7 protein-coding genes are annotated in these 16,293 nt (G+C 72.1%); all 7 read right to left on the bottom strand.

The features are described 5' to 3' along the window. Positions 1-101: 101 nt before the first annotated feature. The 7 genes from F9Z44_RS06860 to F9Z44_RS06830 are packed head-to-tail and all read right to left on the bottom strand — an operon-like array spanning position 102 to position 16,293. Positions 102-1,064, bottom strand: a complete 963-nt coding sequence (locus F9Z44_RS06860; RefSeq protein ID WP_159604674.1) for a hypothetical protein — start codon at positions 1,062-1,064, stop codon at positions 102-104. Next, the gene (locus F9Z44_RS06855; RefSeq protein ID WP_159604673.1) at positions 1,061-4,843 is read right to left on the bottom strand and encodes a hypothetical protein; all 3,783 of its coding nucleotides are present in this window, start codon (positions 4,841-4,843) and stop codon (positions 1,061-1,063) included. The genes F9Z44_RS06860 and F9Z44_RS06855 overlap by 4 nt, the downstream gene beginning before the upstream one ends. Next, positions 4,834-6,771: an ATP-binding protein gene (locus F9Z44_RS06850; RefSeq protein ID WP_159604672.1), complete on the bottom strand. Its 1,938-nt coding sequence runs from the start codon at positions 6,769-6,771 to the stop codon at positions 4,834-4,836. The genes F9Z44_RS06855 and F9Z44_RS06850 overlap by 10 nt, the downstream gene beginning before the upstream one ends. Beyond that, entirely contained in the window at positions 6,768-8,174 is a 1,407-nt protein-coding gene (locus F9Z44_RS06845; protein WP_159604671.1) for a hypothetical protein, read from the bottom strand. Before F9Z44_RS06845 ends, F9Z44_RS06850 begins: the two co-directional genes overlap by 4 nt. Before the next feature lie 17 nt (positions 8,175-8,191). Continuing rightward, complete coding sequence (locus tag F9Z44_RS06840; protein WP_159604670.1) at positions 8,192-13,033, bottom strand: hypothetical protein; 4,842 nt, start codon at positions 13,031-13,033, stop codon at positions 8,192-8,194. Between the two features lie 33 nt (positions 13,034-13,066). Continuing rightward, positions 13,067-15,292 (bottom strand): hypothetical protein, encoded by a 2,226-nt coding sequence (locus F9Z44_RS06835; protein ID WP_159604669.1) that lies wholly within the window; start codon positions 15,290-15,292, stop codon positions 13,067-13,069. Positions 15,293-15,330: 38 nt separating this feature from the next. Then, positions 15,331-16,293: a hypothetical protein gene (locus F9Z44_RS06830; protein WP_159604668.1), complete on the bottom strand. Its 963-nt coding sequence runs from the start codon at positions 16,291-16,293 to the stop codon at positions 15,331-15,333.

Here is a 16,293-nt window from a genome sequence, read left to right as displayed (position 1 = left end):
CTTGCCTGCCGATTTCACCCTTCGGTGTCACCGGCAGCGCCCCCATGGAACGCCTCCACACTGCGAGTCCGGCATGCGAATCGCTTGCTGGCGCAACCGTGTCAGCCGACGTCGCGCCGCGCTGCATGGCTCTGGCGCACGCGCTGGAACGCAGCCTCACCCAAACGCTCACGCAATCCGGCCAGTGCGGGTCGCACCAGCTGAGCGGCCGGCTCCTGGCCCAGCAGGTCGCCCAGCGTGACCCAGGCTGACGCCAGGCGCGCATAGGCGTTCTCTGCGTGACCTTGCTGCTCCAGCAGACTGGCCGCCTGCACCGACGCTGCAAGGTAGGCGGTGGCGTCGCGCGCATCCAGCGCTCCCTGACGTGCCCTGGCAAGGCGCTCCAGCGCCAGCGCTGGCTGATGGCCTTGCAGGGCCACCTGCGCGCCCACCAGACAGCGCCGCGCGGCGGCCGTTCCATCGTGCGGGGGCTGCTGGTCGACGTCTTGCCAGAGGGCCTCGGCACCCGGCGGGTCCACCGCCGACAGGCACGACGCAGCAGCCAGGCGGGCCGCTTCCGCGTCTGCGGCAAGCCCGAGCGATTGCATCAGCACGGCGGCAGCGCAGAAATCATCGGCCGCGGCCCGCTCTTCGTGCGCGGCCAGCGCGGCGGCAGCGCGGCGTTGCAGCACCAACGCTCGAAGCTTTGCGTCGATGTGCTGGCCGTGCTGCTCCAGCAATGCCGAAAACCGCGCCTGTGCACGAGCTGCATCGCCGCTGGCCAGTGCCTGCTCGGCCAGCTCCATGTCGATACCGCGCCGCAAGGCATCGGGCAAGGCCAGCGCCTCGGCGTGGCGGGCGGCTTGCGCGGCTTGATCCATCAAGCCAGCCAGGCGCAGCGTGGACGCGGCCAGCAGCCAGCAGGTGCCCGCCCTGTTGTGGTTGCCCATGTAGTGCCACCCGGTCGCCGCGCGTTGCAGCAGGTCGGCCGCACCAGCCAGGTCGGCCTGGGCCAGGCGGGCACGGGCCTGCCCTTCAAGCCATTCGGGGCTCGCATCGGCCCGTGGATCGCCCTGTCCGGTCATGGAGGCATCGCCGTGGCGGACAGCCCCATGGCCTCGTAGGTGCCGAGGGCTTGGGACACCGCATCTTCGCGCGCCTGGCGGTGTTGTTGTGCCCACCCCTGCAACTCGGCCAGCAGCGCGTCGTGCGCACCCTGCGCCTCCGTCTGCGAGTCTTCGGCGGCGCGCCGCTCGCGGGTCGCCAGACCGTGCGTGGCCTCGGTCTCGGCCAGGCTCGCGGTGTTGGCGGCCTCCAGTTCGGTGAGTGCGCTGGTGCCTTCGGCAATCTCCGCGTCGGTGCCCTCGCCAACGCTGGCCACGGCCTCGATGCGTTCACCATCACCCTCGATGGTTTCGCGCCCGGTGCCCACCGCCGCCTGCGCCGCGTCGGCGTCGCTCACGCGGTTGAGTGTTTCGATGAGGCGCGTCGAATCGTTGCGCGCGGTTTCGGCGCGCGTGCCCAGGTCGCCGGGCAAATACGAGAACAGGTGGGCCATACCGCGAAAGGCATCGAGACTGACGACCAGGCTGCCCAGCGCCGAGGCTTCGCGCGAGCTCTCGCCCAGCGAGTCCCAGGCCTCGCCGGCCTGCGTCAACATGTTGTCGTTGGTGCCGGAGGTGGCATCCACCTCGCCAGCGTGTTCCTCGCGCCCGGCGGTGAGGTCTTCGCCCACCACCATGGCTTCAGCCAGCCCGGCCTCGTGCTCGCGCTCGGTTTCGGCGTGCGCGGCCATGCTGGCCTCGGTGCCGCTCAAGGCTTCGGCGGTGTGGCTGGCGGTGTCCACCTGATCCAGCAAGGCATCGAGCTGCTCCGGCGTGCCCGGTGGTGCGGGGTAGGCGGGGTTGATCGGCAACTCCATCGACTCGCCCGGCGCGAGGCCGGCGATGCTCACCGCGTACGCAGGACCGCGCTCACCAAGCTCCGACGAGGATTCGGCCGCCGCTGCGGTGCGGGCCTCGTCGCGCCCGACGCGCGCACCCACCGGGGTGGTGCGGCCGGCCAGTCCGGCGGCGGTCTCGTCGATGCGCCGCGCTGCGGCGGTGCGGTCGGCCGAGAGAGCCGCATCGGCATCGACCCGTGCGGCGGTGGACGCATCGGGTGTGTCGCCCCCCGCGCGGATGCCGGTGCGGGCCTCGAAGTCGGCGTACGACGCATAGCGCTGCGTGCTGGGTCTGCCTCCGGGCAGGGTGGTGGTCACCTGCAGCGGCAGCGGGCTGGTGGGGTCGTACGCAAAGCGCGTGGCGCCAAAGCCCGCGTGGGTGCCATCGGGGCCGTAGGTGGGAAAGTGCAGCTCCGATTCCACCCGCCGGCCGGCGGGTCCCTCGCCGTGCTCGTAGGCCAGCACGCCGAAGTCGCCTTCGGCCTGAGAGGGTTGCGACACCAGGCCACGGCCCGCGGCGTCGGCCTCCACCGGGTGCGAGTGGTACACCAGCGTGAGCGGGCCACTGGCCGAGGGCGGGCGCACCGAGCCGCTGTCGCCCTGCATCACGTGATAGGTGCCGTCCGGCCCGCGCCACACACCCGATTCGCGGCTGGGGTCGGTGCGGATCTGTTCGTGGTACTGCGCCATGGCGGCGGCGCGGTCGGGCGTGCGCACGGTCTCGGTGTGGGGTGCGTAGCGGGGTGGTGCGCCGGTGGGGGACGCGGTGTCGGGTGCAGCACTGCGGCGGGGCGAGGACGCGGCGGGGCCGGTGCCCGGTGCGGGCGGGACGACGCGGCCAGTGACGGGATCCACCGCGGGCCCACGCCCCGGTGCTGCCAGCCCGCCGCCTCGCAACGCGTCGATGTCGCCCTGCCGGTAGGGCGTGTTGGCCGTGACCCAGGCCACGTAGTCGGCGGCGTCCAAGTGACCCCTGGGCGTGAGCGTGCCACCCGTTGCCGCCCTCGACCGCGCTACCGCTGCATCGATGATGCGTTCCTGCGAGGTGTGGCGCGTGCGGGTGCGGGCGCGCGTGGCGCCCGTGACAGGATCGACGTCGGTCACCGTGGCGTCGAGCCCCATGCCACGGCGGCTGTGCAGGTCCATCATGGGCTGCGTGTCCCAGTCGGCCTCCCGGATGCCGGATTCCACGGCGTTGCGCGCGGCGGCGGTGTGCCCGGCCTGCACCTCGGCACCGGTCATGCCTGTGGCGGCGCGGTGCCCAGCGGCCTGGTCGTTGGCGTAGGCGCGGGCGGTCTCGGTGGTCCAGGGGGTGGCGCGCCGCGCCAGGGCCGGTCGGGTGTCGGTCAGCCGGGCGGCCAGGGCGGGGCTGGCGTTGAGGTCGGCGACCACACCGTTGAGGTCGCTGAAATCGTCCGGGGCGATGGCAGGACGTGTGGGCGATGCCGCCGCCGGCCTGTCGGTGGCGGCGGGCCGTGCGGCGGTGGTGGGCGTCGCGGGTGCCGTCGCGGCATCGGGCCGCCGGGCCACCACGCCGGCACCGGGTGCTTCGGGCACCTCCAGGTGCACGCGCGGCCCGGGTCCCGCGGTGGCACTCATGGCGGGGCGTCCGCCGGTGCGCCGCGCCGCCACCGCGCTGCCTGCGCGGACCAGGCCGGCACCGCCGCGCGTGCCGATGTGTCCACCCGCGCGCCCGCCCAGCGCGCCACCGGCCGCACCGGTGAGCTGCGCTGCCGCCGACGACAGCGAGGCACCCGCTGCTTCCACGGCCGCAGGGTCGCCCTGCGACTCGAAGGCGTGCAGCGCGCGCAAGGCCGTCACGGCCGGGCGCACTGCCACATTGATGATCACGCCCACCGCCGTGGTGGCGATGCTGATGCCGGTGCCGATGGCCGAGAGCGTGAGCGCCAGCGGCGCCAGCGCGCCGCCCGAGACCACCGCCCCGACCCACATGCCCACCGCGATCGCACCGCAGATGCCGCCCACAATGTCCATGAAGGTGCAGGCCATGTCCAGCGCTTCGGCAATGCCTTCGAGGTCGTTGGCCAGACCTTCGTAGCCTTCGCCCGTGCCCACGCGGCCGATGGTGTCGAACGACGCGCCCCAGTCGCGGGTGAACAGGCCGGCGATGGCCATAACGCCGCCGATGGCAGGGCCCAGGCCGGGTACCGGCACGGCGGTGGCGCCGCGCGACACCGCCAGCGTGGCCAGGCGGCGGCCAGCGATGTGGCCGAGCGCACCACCGGCCGCCCCCATCACGGCACCCATGCCCACGCCGCCCCAGAACCCGGCGGCTGCCCCCTCGCCCGCCTGGTCGAGCAGGAAGCGCGCGCGCTCGTCGCTGCCCGCCGTGCCGAGCGCACCGAAGGAGCCCGCCCAGCGCTCGTGCTCGGCCAGCTCCACGTCGATCAGCGCGGTGTCGTCCAGCGCCGCCATGGCGGTCGGGTCGCCGCTCGGCAGATCGTTCAGGGCGGGCGCGAGTTCGGTGCCATCGACAGAGGTTTCGCCCAGGCCTGTCCCGGCATCGGTTTCGCGCTCGAGGGTTTCGCTGGTGTGGGTGGCAGCGTCTTCGTGCTCGTGCGATGCCTCGTGCGCCACTTCCTCGCGCCGGTCGGGGCCGGGCTCGGGCACCTCGGCATCCACTGTGGCGGACGCGCCGTGCGCCGACCCGGTCCCGCTGTCCGCAGCCGGGCCCACTTCACCGCCGTGGTCTTGCGCCGCTTCGCGCGGTGGCGACAAGCCGCGCTCCCCGGGACCCAGCTCCAGGTAGCGCGGCATGCCGGCGGGCGGCTCGATGTCGGTCTCCAGGGCCGCGCGGCCCGCAGCTCCATCGGCCAGCGGCTCCAGCGCGCGCCGGCGCGCTGCGGCCCGCGTGGCCAGGGCGTCGCGGCGGGTGGATGAAGCCAGTGCCGTCAGGCCCACGACGACGCTCCGGTCTGCAGGCCGGCAGGCATCTGCCGGCCCAGCTTGCGGTACTCGGCGGCCACCGCGTCCAGCACGTCACCGAAGTGCAAGGCCCGAGCCTGAGCGAGTGCGCTCGCAGCGGCGCGCAGCGTGGCGTTGCGCACCTGGCCACCCGCGAGGTCGCAGGCGGCGGCCAGCTGGTTGAGCTGCGCGTCGCTCAGGCCCTGGCACTCGCCCAGGTGGGCGAGCCAGAGCCGGCGGCGCTCCTCGGGAGCCGGTGCGGGAAACTCCAGGATGGCGTCGAGACGGCGCGTGAACGCCGCGTCGAAGCGCGCACGGCTGTTGCTGGTGAGCAGCGCGATGCCTTCAAACGTCTCCATGCGCTGCAGCAGGTAGTTGGTCTGCGTATTGGCATAGCGGTCGTGCGCGTCCTTCACTTCGGTGCGCTTGCCAAACAGCGAGTCGGCCTCGTCAAACAGCAGCACCACCTCGCTGTGCTCGGCGCGCGCGAACAGGCGTGCGAGGTTTTTTTCCGTCTCGCCGATGTACTTGCTCGTGACGGAGGCGACATCGACACGGTAGAGGGGCAAGCCCAGCCGGGTGGCCAGCCAGGCCGCAGCCAGCGTCTTGCCGGTGCCCGATGGTCCCACCAGCAAGGCCCGCACACCCGGCCGGTAGCGCGCACGCGCCGCATGGCCCAGGTCCTGCGCCAGGCCTTCGCGCAAGCGGCAGCGCGCCAGCAGCGATTCGAGCTCCCGCCGCAGCGGGGCGGCCAGCACCAGTGCGTCGTCGTCGATGGTGTCGTTCACCAGCTCGGCCAGGCTGCCCAGCGCGCCCGGTGTGCCCGCGCGCAACGCCTGGCGGGCGTGGTCCGTGGTGGGCGGCGCACTTCCACCGCTCAGGCGCGCCAGGTGGCGCGCTTGCGTGGCCAGGTGCTCGATGCTGAAGCTGCCACCCCGGTGCTGTGCAGCCAGCGAGACCGCCAGGGTGTCGTCGCCCAGGTGTTGCCGCCACAGTGCCTGCCGCTCGGGCAAGCCGGGCAAAGGCAGGCGCCACTCGGGCGGTGCATCGCCGCGCCAGGTCACGTTGCCGTCCACCCCGGTGGCCACCAGCATCGGCCCGCCGTGGCCGGGCAACTCAGGCACGTCGAACACCTCGCCGGGTGCCAGATCGGGCACGAAGACGGGCATGGCCTGGACAAAATCGGCCCATGCGCCCAGGCCCTCGGGCACCGCGCCTTCCAGCACCGCCATCGAACGGCCCAGCGCCAACGCCATGGCCGCGCACACCGCACGCGACTCAGCGGGGTGCTGGCTGCGCACCACCAGCACGCCGTGCGGCTGCAAGGCCCGGGCCTGCCGCTCCGCGTCCGCGCGCACCGCACCGGTCAGCCAGTCCACGCCGCGCGCGGCATCCAGCACACCGGGCCAGCGCAGGCCACGGCCTTGCAGCGCCATCACCAGCGGCAACGGCATGTGCAGCGTGGCCTCGGGCAAGGTGGTGTGCGGCACGGAGTCGATGCGCAGCAACTGCACGGCCCGCGCCGCGCCTTCGATCAGGCGGGCCTGCGCCTGCGGGATGTGCAGGCAACCGGCGATGCGGGCCACCAGACCCACGCGGGGACGGGACCCGGGCAGCGGGGCCTGCAGCCACGCGACCACGCGGCCGACCATGGCGTCGACTTCGGATGCGCTCACCAGCGAGAGTGCGATCAACTCGACCAGCCCCAGCTGGTGGCGGGCAACAAGATCCAGCAAGGGCTGCGCAGCGGGCGGCGGCGTGTGCAACCAGCCGGCCAGCACATCGGTGGGCTCGCCCAAGCTGCGGCGCTGGCGCAGCCACAGGGCTTCGGGCTCGGGCGATGCATCGTCCGGCGCAAGCAGCCCGAGCAGAAGCTCGTGCAGCGCGGGCGCCAGCATCACCGACGTCGGCACGGCGGCGTTCATGTGCGCCGGTCCTCGCGGTCGTAGTGAAAACCCACCACACGCTGAAGGCCATCGATCCAGCCGGGGTTGATGTCAAGCGCGGCGCGGCGCACGCGGATGTCGGCATCGCGCCGGTGGAAATGCACATCGATGTGGGTGGCACTCCATTGCAGCCAGCCAGGGCGCAGCACCAGGCTGGCCAGGCTGATGCGCAGCACGCGACGCGCATGGCGGCGGCAGGCCTGCAGCCACTGCGCGGCGCGCTCATCGGACGTTTCGCAGGCCTGCGGCAAGGCGGGCAGGCTCGCCAGCATCGCCCAGGCCGGGTCGGTGTCCGGCACACGCAGCCGCAGCAGCGCCAGGCGCAGCACGCGCGGCCCCAGCCACGCGTCTGAAGGGTCGGTGTCTTGCGCGGCGAAGCCCAGGCGTTCGAGCACAGGCCACAGAAACAGCAGGCCGCTGGCGTCGGTCGCGAGTGCTTCGACCGGGTATCTGGAAACAAGGGCCCCGGAGGGCTCGGCGTCCTCACGAACCGACGCCCCCAGCACGGCGCGCGGCTGCGCGTCCTCGGCCCTGGATGGCGTCTCGGTGCCCTCGGTCGGGATGTCCGATCCGGTCCGCCTCTCGCCCGAGGCCGTTGGCCCCTGCATCCGCGTCGCGCGGCGCGCAGCAGCGGCGCGCTCGCTGCGGTGTGGCGGGTGTTCGTGGCGTGCCGTGCCGCCCTCGGCCCGGGCGTTGTCCACACCGCCGTGCCCGCCCGCCGGTGGCAGCACGCCGAGCCATGGCGTGGCATCGGCCCTGGGAGAACTCGCGCCTGGCGCGGCCTGCGCACGCAGTGCCGTACCCGCCGGCTGCGGCTCGCGGGGCACCACACGCGCGAGGTGCGCCCGCCATGCGTGTGGCAGGTGTTCGCGCCACCAGTCCTGCGTGGCCGGAACCTCCACGCTGTCCACCAGCGCCGGCCAGGCCGCCGCGGCCTCGCGCCACCCCGACACGGCGTGGAGCAACTGCGCCACGAACACACCAGGCACCGCCTGCACCGCCACCCCCGGCAAAGCCAGCGGCCAGTACCAGGCGCTCAGCGCAGAACCCTGCGCGCGACGCCGCAGCGCGGCCTGTGCGGCCTGCAGGCGGCTGGCAAAAAACACCGTGTCGCTTCGCGCCGCGCGCTCCTCAACACCGTTGACCCACTCACCCCCCACCGCCGCCACGCGCTGCTCGATCAGCAAGCTCAGGCTCTGCGACGACAGGCCTGCGGGCAGGCGGCCCAGGTGAAGCCGGCGCACCAGCAGCACACGCTCGTCCGCATCGGGCAGGCTGGCGCAGCGCAGTGCGTCCTCCAGCCGGTGCACCGCGTGCACTGCGGCCTGGGCGCTGGGTGCGCGCAGGTGCAGGCGTTGTACGGTGCGGTCGGCTGCGCCCATGGTTGGAGGGCTTGGGTTCAGACCTTGAACAGGCTGGTCTTGCGCACGGGCGCGCTGCTCAGCACCTTGGCCTGGTCGAAGTGCACGCGCACGTCGGTGTCCAGATCGATCTGCACGCTGCTGGTGTGCACCAGCCGGGCCGACACCTCGCCCTGCCCCACGTCTTCCACCGTGGCGCGCGCCATCAGGGCGTTGCCCTTGTAGATCATGGCCTGCATGCCCACGCGCAGGCGGCTGTTGTCCAGCGCGGTCAGCGGAATGCGGCTGCCCACGCGCACCGCCGTCACCGGGCGTGGCATGCGTCCGGCCACGATGCGGCCCACCGGTGCGTGGCTGGCCAGCAGCAGCGCCATGCGCACCACGTCGTTGACGAGCGCCACCGCGGACTCGTTCGCTGGCGGCACTTGGTCGAACAGAAAATCGGTGTAGGCCTGCATCTGGCGGCGGTCCACATAGGGGATGCTGCTCCAGCGCGGCAGGCTGCCCAGGTTGCGCAGGTTGGGTGCTTCGTCGAACTGCGACATCACCTCGGCCCACTCCAGCCGCACCGCCGGCAGCACGCCGGAAAACTCCGCGTGCAGGCAGGCGCACACGCCCGCGATGCGCTCGAAGAGTTCGCTGGCGCGGCGCGACACCTCGCCCTTGCCGTGATCGCCATCGATGATGTCGCCCAGCGAGATCACCGCCTGCGCTTCGCGCTGCACGGTCTGCCACGATTGGCTGGACAGGCGCTGGATGTCCAGCCGCTGCACCGCCTCGGCGCGCACCGCGATGGCCTGCGTCTGGCGCACCAGCATCTGGCCGATGTGCACCCCCAGCTGGCCCGCTGCGGCTGTGAACGTGGGCATCACGCGCTGCGTGATCACGGTGCTGCGCAACTGTGCGCTCTGGATCGTGCGCAGCAACAGCTCGGGCCGGTCGATCTTCTGCAGGATCGCGGGAGCGACCACGAAGTGGGCGGCCGGTGCCTCGCGCAGCACCTTGAGCATTTCATCCAGCTCGTCGGGTACATCGTCGTGGTCGCGCAGGCAGGCGGGCACCGGCGCTTCCAGCAGGCCGGGGTCGAGCACGCGCCAGGGGGCGGCCAGCAGGGTGCTGGTCTCGCGCGGACGTACGAAGGCCAGGTACTGCACCTCCTGCGCCAGCACGCGGCTGCGCCGCGCGTTGACCGCCTGCACGCGGGCCTTTTCTTCTTCGAGCAGCGCACGCGCCACGCCCACGTCGTGCCGCGCTTCGGCCAGGCGGTCGTCGGCCTGGCGCACACGCAGGCCAGCCGCTTCGATGTGGCCTTGCAGCGCGCCCAAGGCCTGCTCGCAGCGCGTGAGTGCGCTGCGGTAGGCCGCCAGCCGCCCTTCAAGGCTGCGCAGGATGGCGATGGTGTTTTCCGACAGCGCCACCGTCTGCGTGAACAGCATCGCTTCATCGGGTTCCACCGGCTTGGGCGCGCCGTCGCTGCCCGGGATCGTGGTCGGTGGGGGCGCGAGCAGCTTGGTCTTGAGCGCGTCGTTGCCCAGGAAGTCGGCCAGCGCGCGCTCGCCGCTGACGCCCTCCAGGAACGGGTCCTGCGTCAGCCCGCGCACCTTGAAGTCCTTGAGCAGCGCGGGCGTGGTGCCACCGTCCTCGGCGGTGAAGGTCTGCAGCAGTTGCAACACCTCCAGCACGGTGCGCTGGCGGTTGGCCAGCGCGAAGTCGCGCGCTTCGGTCGACGGTGGCTGCTTGAGCCGGTCGGCCACGGCCACGGTTCGCACCCGTGAGAGGCCCACCACCGGGTTCGCGTAGACGATGTTGATCGGCGCACTCGGCGCCTTCAGCAGCGTGATCTGGCTCTTCTGCTGCACCATCTGCACGCTGGTCACGGTGGAGACGACGTTCATCGAGGCGAACGCCGTGGCCGTGACGGCGCGCGAGACCGGCACCGGCTCGGGTGACCTCGGTGCCGTGACCGACGGCTGCTTGATGCGCCCGATGAACTCCTTGATCTGCGTCTGCACGTTGACCGCGCTGTCGGACTTGGCGATCGCCGCCAGCACCGGCGACGTGGCCAGCCGGCTGGCATCGGACGTGGTCATCATCATCTGGCGGATGCGGTGCATGTCCACCTGCATGTGGGTGAAGCCGAAGTCGGTGATGTCGTCGGCCCGGTCGATGCGCGCGCGCAGAAAGGCCATGAAACCCTCCAGCCCGCGCAGCGGCAGCTGGGCCTGCTCGCGCTCCGACAGGGCGTTGACCACCGGGTCGGCGATCAGGCTGGCGATGGCGCTGGCCTGGCCCACGCGAGCTGCCGGCGTGGGCTCGACCATCTCCAGCGGCTGCAGCCAGGTCCAGGTGCCCACCAGGCTGGCACCAGCGGGGGCGCTGCCCGAGAACCAAGTGGTCTCAGCGCGCGCGCCCGGCGGGTTGGTCGTGGCCTGCGCGATCTTGCCGCAGCCACCGAAGGCCGCGCAGCCGTCGAACAGGGTGAAGGCAATGCCGTTGATGGCGCGGGTGCCGATGTCGAGTTCGCTGGAGGGCACCTCCAAACGCACCCACTCGCCAAGCTTGGGCAAGGCGCCCCTGGGCCTTCGGCTCGGGGACTTGTCCACCCCCCAGGCAATCAGGTCTTCGCCCCAGTAGGCGCGCCGCCCGTCGGTGTTCCAGTTGGGCCCCACTTTCCACTGGATCATGAGTTCGCGCGGCGGTCGTGTCGCGTCGAGGTAGACCCAGACGAACAGGTTCTCGGTGGCCGCGATGGCGCCCAGCGTGGCCGTGGCGCCCTCCAGGTAGTGCTGGTGGATGCCGGGCTGTGCTGCTTCCGCATGGCCACCACCGGGTGGCACCAGCACGGGCTGCGTGGGTTGCAGGCCATCGCCAGCCTCGAACGGTGCCCACAGATCGTTGTGCGAGAGCAGCAGCCAGGGCTCGTTGCCGTCCTGCCGCGCCCCGGTGGGCAGCACATGGCCGAACCAGGGTCGCGCGCCCGCACCTGTCGGGCCCCATGCCGCGCGCCCGTCAAACAGGTCGAACGACATGCCGTTGACGGCCACACCGGCCAGGCCCACCAGGCTGCTCGGCACTTCCAGGCGCACCCAGCGGCCAGCCGGCGGCAGGTCGCCCACATGGAAGTGCCCGGCCACCTTGAACGGGTGCGCGCCCGTGGCCGGGCGGCCCCAGGTCAGCAGCGGCTCGCCCCAGTAGGCGCGGTGCGACCAGCCGGTGTCGTCGCGCCACTGCAGCATCAGACAACGCGGCGGGTGGTCCGGGTCCAGGCACACCCAGGCGTACAACGCCTCGACGGCGGTCGGCGTGAAGGCCTGCAGCGCGCCGTCGAACAGGTGGGCGTGCGCGCCGGCCTGCAGCGTGCTCACATGCCCACCCCCCAGCGGCGGTGGCCCCCAGGGCTCCAGGCTTTCTTCGTCGAGCGCCTGCGGGTCGTCGCCCAGTTCGGGCACCACCTGCGGCCGCCCGGTGAGCGCGCGAACCAGGTGGGGCTGCTCGTGCCGCAGGCCTTGGCGAGCGCCGAGTTCCCGCGCGCGGCGCTCGGTGAATTCACTCAGCGCTTCCTGGAACGCCGGGTCCACCACCTCGGGGTGCAACAGGCGCGGCTCCCACGATGCCTGTGTCACAGGCACCAGCAGGCGCAGCCGCTCAGGGGCCGACATGTCGAAGCTGGCCAGCGGCGCAGCTTCGCGCATCGCCAGGTCGAGCTGTTCGATCGGCACCGGCACCGCGTCGAGCTCAAACCCGGGTGGAAAAAACGGGCTGCTGAGCTGGGGCTGCGTGAGCACGGTGGAGAGGTCCAGCGCACTCTTGGGCATGAGGCCGCACGGCGGCAGACGCAGATAGGGATCGGCCAGCACGTTGGGCGCGGGCAGCGGCTCGGGCGTCTCGGCCATCTGCTGTGCGAACTGTTCGATGCGGGCCTGCCACAGCGCGGGAAGGCGGCTGTTGGCGCCCAGCGCCCCACCCACCCCGACGCCCGTCAGGCGCTGCAGGCGCGCTTCCTTGGCGCGCCCACCCTGGCGCACCACAGAGGCACGGTCCACCCACTGCACCAGGCCCGTCTCGCTCAGCCCCACCAGGGCCAGCGGCACGCCCCAGTCTTCCCAGGGAAGTGCCTCGCCATGGCGCAGCGCGGCCTCGGCATCGAACACGGTGTGGGCCAGCGCATTGCGCAGGCGCAGGGTGGTCAGCGGCAGCGCGCGCCACTCCACGGGCCAGGCGTACCAGAGCAGGCGCGCGCCGTCGGTCATGCGCCAGTCCTCGAACGCGGCCACGTTGCTCTCGCTGCCTTCGCCCTCGCCGCACGGGCAGCGGTCACACGGGTCGTTCGGGTCGAACTCGGCGGTGTCCACCGTCACGGCTTGCAGCACCAGCACACCCACCCTGGGCAAGCGGTTGCCGGCGCTCGACCGAAGATCGGCCAGGGTGATGCCCTCGGGCACGCCGCGCGGGTTGACCAGGCCCAGTCCATCGGTCTCGGTGGCCTCACCCACATCGCTTTCCTGCACCTGCAGCCACGCCGGCGGCGCGACCACCGGCAGGGCATTCAACAGGCACTCGGCTCGGCGCACCAGCACCACGTCTTCTCCGTCCACCGCCAGGCCCTGGCCGGGTTCGATGAGCAGGCGCGCACCGCCCGATCCGGGCAGCGCAAACACCTCCAGGCCACGCACCACGCCCGCGGTGAGGGCACGGGCGCGGTGGTGCAAGTGCCCGGCCTGCCAGCGCTGGCGGCCTTGCAGCGTGGCCTCGGTGAGGGTGCGCCCGGCGAACAGGTTGGGTCGGCGGCGCCAGTCGGTCGCGGCGCTGCCGGCATCCTCCGGTGACAGCGCCACCACGCGCTCGCCCTGCAGCGGTTGGTCAATGCGTTCGATGGTCACGTCGGATCTCCCGGGTGGGTGTTGTGGTGCAACTCAGGACTTCTTGCGGGCCGGGGTTCGCGGGGCCTTTTTCACTGGCGCTGTCGTCGCCCCGGTTTTCGCTGCGGCCTTTGCTGGTGCCGCTCGCGTGATGCGGGTGCTCACGGGTCGCCACTCTTCGACCGACTTCACCAGCTGGCGCAGCGTGTCGGCGTCCAGTGGCCGGCGGCGCTCCAGGGCCAGGTATTTGTTGAGCACTTCGCTGTTGATCGGGTCGAGCAGGCTGTTGGCCACCTCGCCCACCACCGCCGGGTCCTTGATGGAGCCGTTGCGCTGCACGAACTCCAGCATCAGGCCGAGCGCGGCGGCGCTCAGCACGGGCGAGGCCTCAAAGCGCGTGCTGGCCAGCAACTGCACTTCCGCCGCCATGGCCTTGGCCGACGAGTTCTTGAACACCTCGGCCCACACATCCACCAGACCCAGGCTGTCCATGCGTTTGGTGACGCGCTCCTCCTGCGCGCCCTCGTCCACCGGTGGGGTGTTCCAGGCCGAGCCGCTGGCAATGGCCAGCAGCTCGGCGGCCGGTATCGGGGCCTGGCTCTCGCGCTGGATCAGTGCCCACAGCGCCTCGTTCTTCTCGGGCTCGCCCAGCACGGCGGCCACGCCGAGCACCTGCGTCTTGTCGAGCGAGGGTTTGCCACCCAGGCGCTCGGCGGTGTCGATGGCATCGTTGAGCAAGCCAAGCGCGGCGGCGGTGAGCACCGGAGACTCCAGGTAGCGCTTGCCTGCGAGCAGGCCGATGACGGTGCTGGCCGCCGCGGGCGTGGCGAACTTGAGCACGTTCTCGTAGCGCGGCGTGAGGCCCAGCTTCGTGATGCGGGTGTTGAGGTCGAGTTCAATCACGCGCTCGTCGTTGCCGGTGATTTCGCGGTAGCTGCCGGCGAGGTCGTCGCGGTAGGCCAGGTGGCGGCGGCGCACGAACCACAGGTTGTTCAGGCGCGCCAGACGCTGCCATTCGGCATCGGCCGGACCCAGCGCCGCGCTCTGCAGCACCGCACGGGGCAGGCGCAGCTTCTGCAAGATTTCAAACGGCCTGCGCTGCGCGATGAGGTTGGGCGCGGCGGGTTTGACCACGCGCTGGGCCAGCGTGGCGCCCTGCCCCACGCGCGCGGCCACTGCGCGCCACTCCACGCGCGGCACCGGCGCCAGGATCATCACGGCGGTGGAGTCCAGTGCCTCGGCCGCGGCGGTGAGGTCGATCGGCTGCAGTGCCAGCGCTTCTTCGATCAGCGCGGGCAACTCGTCCTCCGGGATGATGGTGAAGTCCACATCGACCTCGGCCGGAAAGTAGTTCTGCGTGAAATCCACCGCGTTGATCACGCCGGCCGGCAAGGGGCCGGCCGGCGGCAGCGCGGGAAAATGCGTGATGGCGGGAAAGCCGCGCCCACCGCTGCGCGTCTGCACATCGGCCAGGTGCGCCTGGTGCTGCATGAGATGCGCCAGCCGCAGGCCACGCGGCGCAAAGCCCAGGCCCGGCAGGTCGCCCCGGTCGGCGCCGAGCTCGCGCCGCACCATCGCTTCGTCGATCCACACCACGGTGTTGTTCTGCAGCGCGATCATGGCCAGCGGCAACACGTTGGCCGAGACACCTGCCGAGGTGCCCTGGGTGAAGATGGCGCGCGCCGCACGACCGCGCCGCGCATCCAGCGCATCGGCGGCGCCGTCGTCCTGCCACGGCACCAGCACCACGGCGGTGGCCTCGATCACGTCACCGTCTTCCACCGTGCGCTGGCCAGTGAGGGAGGTCGGGTAGGCGCCGATCGGGTTGGCGGTGAACTCCACCGGGCGCAGCGCCAGCACGAAGAGACCGGTGCGGCTGCGCAGCGGCGGCTGCGGCAGGCGCGAGAGGCCAAAGCGTGCCGAGAGCTGTTCGGCCACCGGCAGGTTGGCCAGCTGCACATCGATGCTGCGCGGCAGCAGCACCAGCTCGCCCGAGGGGGTGATGCCGTGGCCGCTGGAGACCACCAGCGTCTGGGGCTGGCCGCCTTCCTGCACGAAGAGCCCGGTGGTCACGCCGCTGCCGGCGGCCTGGCCCAGATCGGCCTCGCGCGTGAGGAAGTACTGCTGGTCGCGGATGAGGTCACGCGCGGCGAGAAAGCGGCCGTCGAAGTAGCGTGGCCGGTCGCGCCGGTGGTCTTCGATCAACACGCCGGCGTCGCGCAGGGTCTGCACCTGGTCGGAGGCGATCGGTTCGCGGGCGGTGCCTGTGCTGGGGTTCATGGCGTGCTCCGGTGAAGGGGTGGGAAAACATGAATGGCTCAGAGTCCTGTCCAGCGCGCGAGCACGCCGAGACCTGGCAGGAATCGACGACTGTGGTTGTCGATAAGCACGGCGCTGCCCTGGCGCACGCTGGGGTCTGTGGCTTCCACCGGGATCAGCAAGCGCGCGATGAACACCGCGCTGGCGTCCACCGTGGGTGGGTGCTCGGGGCCGCGCGGCAACTCGTCGGCCGTGCGGTGGTAGCCGTGCAGCACGGCGTCCTGCAGCGCGGCGCGGCGCACGGCGGGATCGGCGCTCGGGTCGTCCATGGCGGCTTCGCGCGCCAGGGCCTCCGCGGCGGTCTCTTCTTCCACCGGCAAGGTGAAGGCACCGGGGCGCAGCGGCAGGCCGAGGCCGGCGTCGGTGAGGTTGTGGCGCGGCACCAGGTGCAGTTCGTAGGCATCGCGCAGGCGCGACACGCTCACCGCGTTCAACGCATCGAAGGGACCGCTGGCAAAGGCTGGCGTGAGGCCGCGCGGGCAGGCCACGAAGCGCAGGAACACGTCGGCCACCACGGCGCGCGTGGGCAGCGTCACACCGGCCTGCGCGCGCGCCGACATGAAACGGCCCGGCGTGGTGTAGTCGGCTTGCAGCAGGTTGCTGCGCGCGGCCTCGGCGTCCCACCAGCGCTGAACCCTCAAGCAGGCCGGACGCGGCAACTCGATGAGCCGGCCCAGCCGGTCCACCGCCAGCCCGGCGTTGACCTGGATTTCTTCGGGCCTGGCGCCCGGCCCGGCGTCCACCGCCGGCCGGTGCTCCACCCGCAGCCCGGCCAGCGTGCCGCTGCCCGCCACAGCGCCCAGCGCGCGCGCCAGCTGGCTGCGGTGGTAGGTCTGTTCGTCCAGAAAATCCTGCGCGTCCAGCAGCATGCCGGTGGCGTACACGGGGCGCTCGCCCAGCGGCTGGCGCGTGAGCGGGTCGGCGGTGCTGAAGGTGGTGGCCGTGTTGGCGGTGGACGTCAT

The organism is Hydrogenophaga sp. PBL-H3 (assembly GCF_010104355.1).
In the GTDB taxonomy this organism is placed as follows: Bacteria; Pseudomonadota; Gammaproteobacteria; order Burkholderiales; family Burkholderiaceae_C; genus Hydrogenophaga.
Note: the sequence above shows the minus strand (reverse complement) of the source record. Positions and strands in the feature narration are given on the sequence as shown.

What these genes read in the sequence shown, in the direction of transcription:
- F9Z44_RS06860 (WP_159604674.1), bottom strand. Translation starts at nt 1,064, where the DNA reads ATGACCGGACAGGGCGATCCACGGGCCGATGCGAGCCCCGAATGGCTT.
- F9Z44_RS06850 (WP_159604672.1), bottom strand. Translation starts at nt 6,771, where the DNA reads ATGAACGCCGCCGTGCCGACGTCGGTGATGCTGGCGCCCGCGCTGCAC.
- F9Z44_RS06845 (WP_159604671.1), bottom strand. Translation starts at nt 8,174, where the DNA reads ATGGGCGCAGCCGACCGCACCGTACAACGCCTGCACCTGCGCGCACCC.
- F9Z44_RS06835 (WP_159604669.1), bottom strand. Translation starts at nt 15,292, where the DNA reads ATGAACCCCAGCACAGGCACCGCCCGCGAACCGATCGCCTCCGACCAG.
- F9Z44_RS06830 (WP_159604668.1), bottom strand. Translation starts at nt 16,293, where the DNA reads ATGACGTCCACCGCCAACACGGCCACCACCTTCAGCACCGCCGACCCG.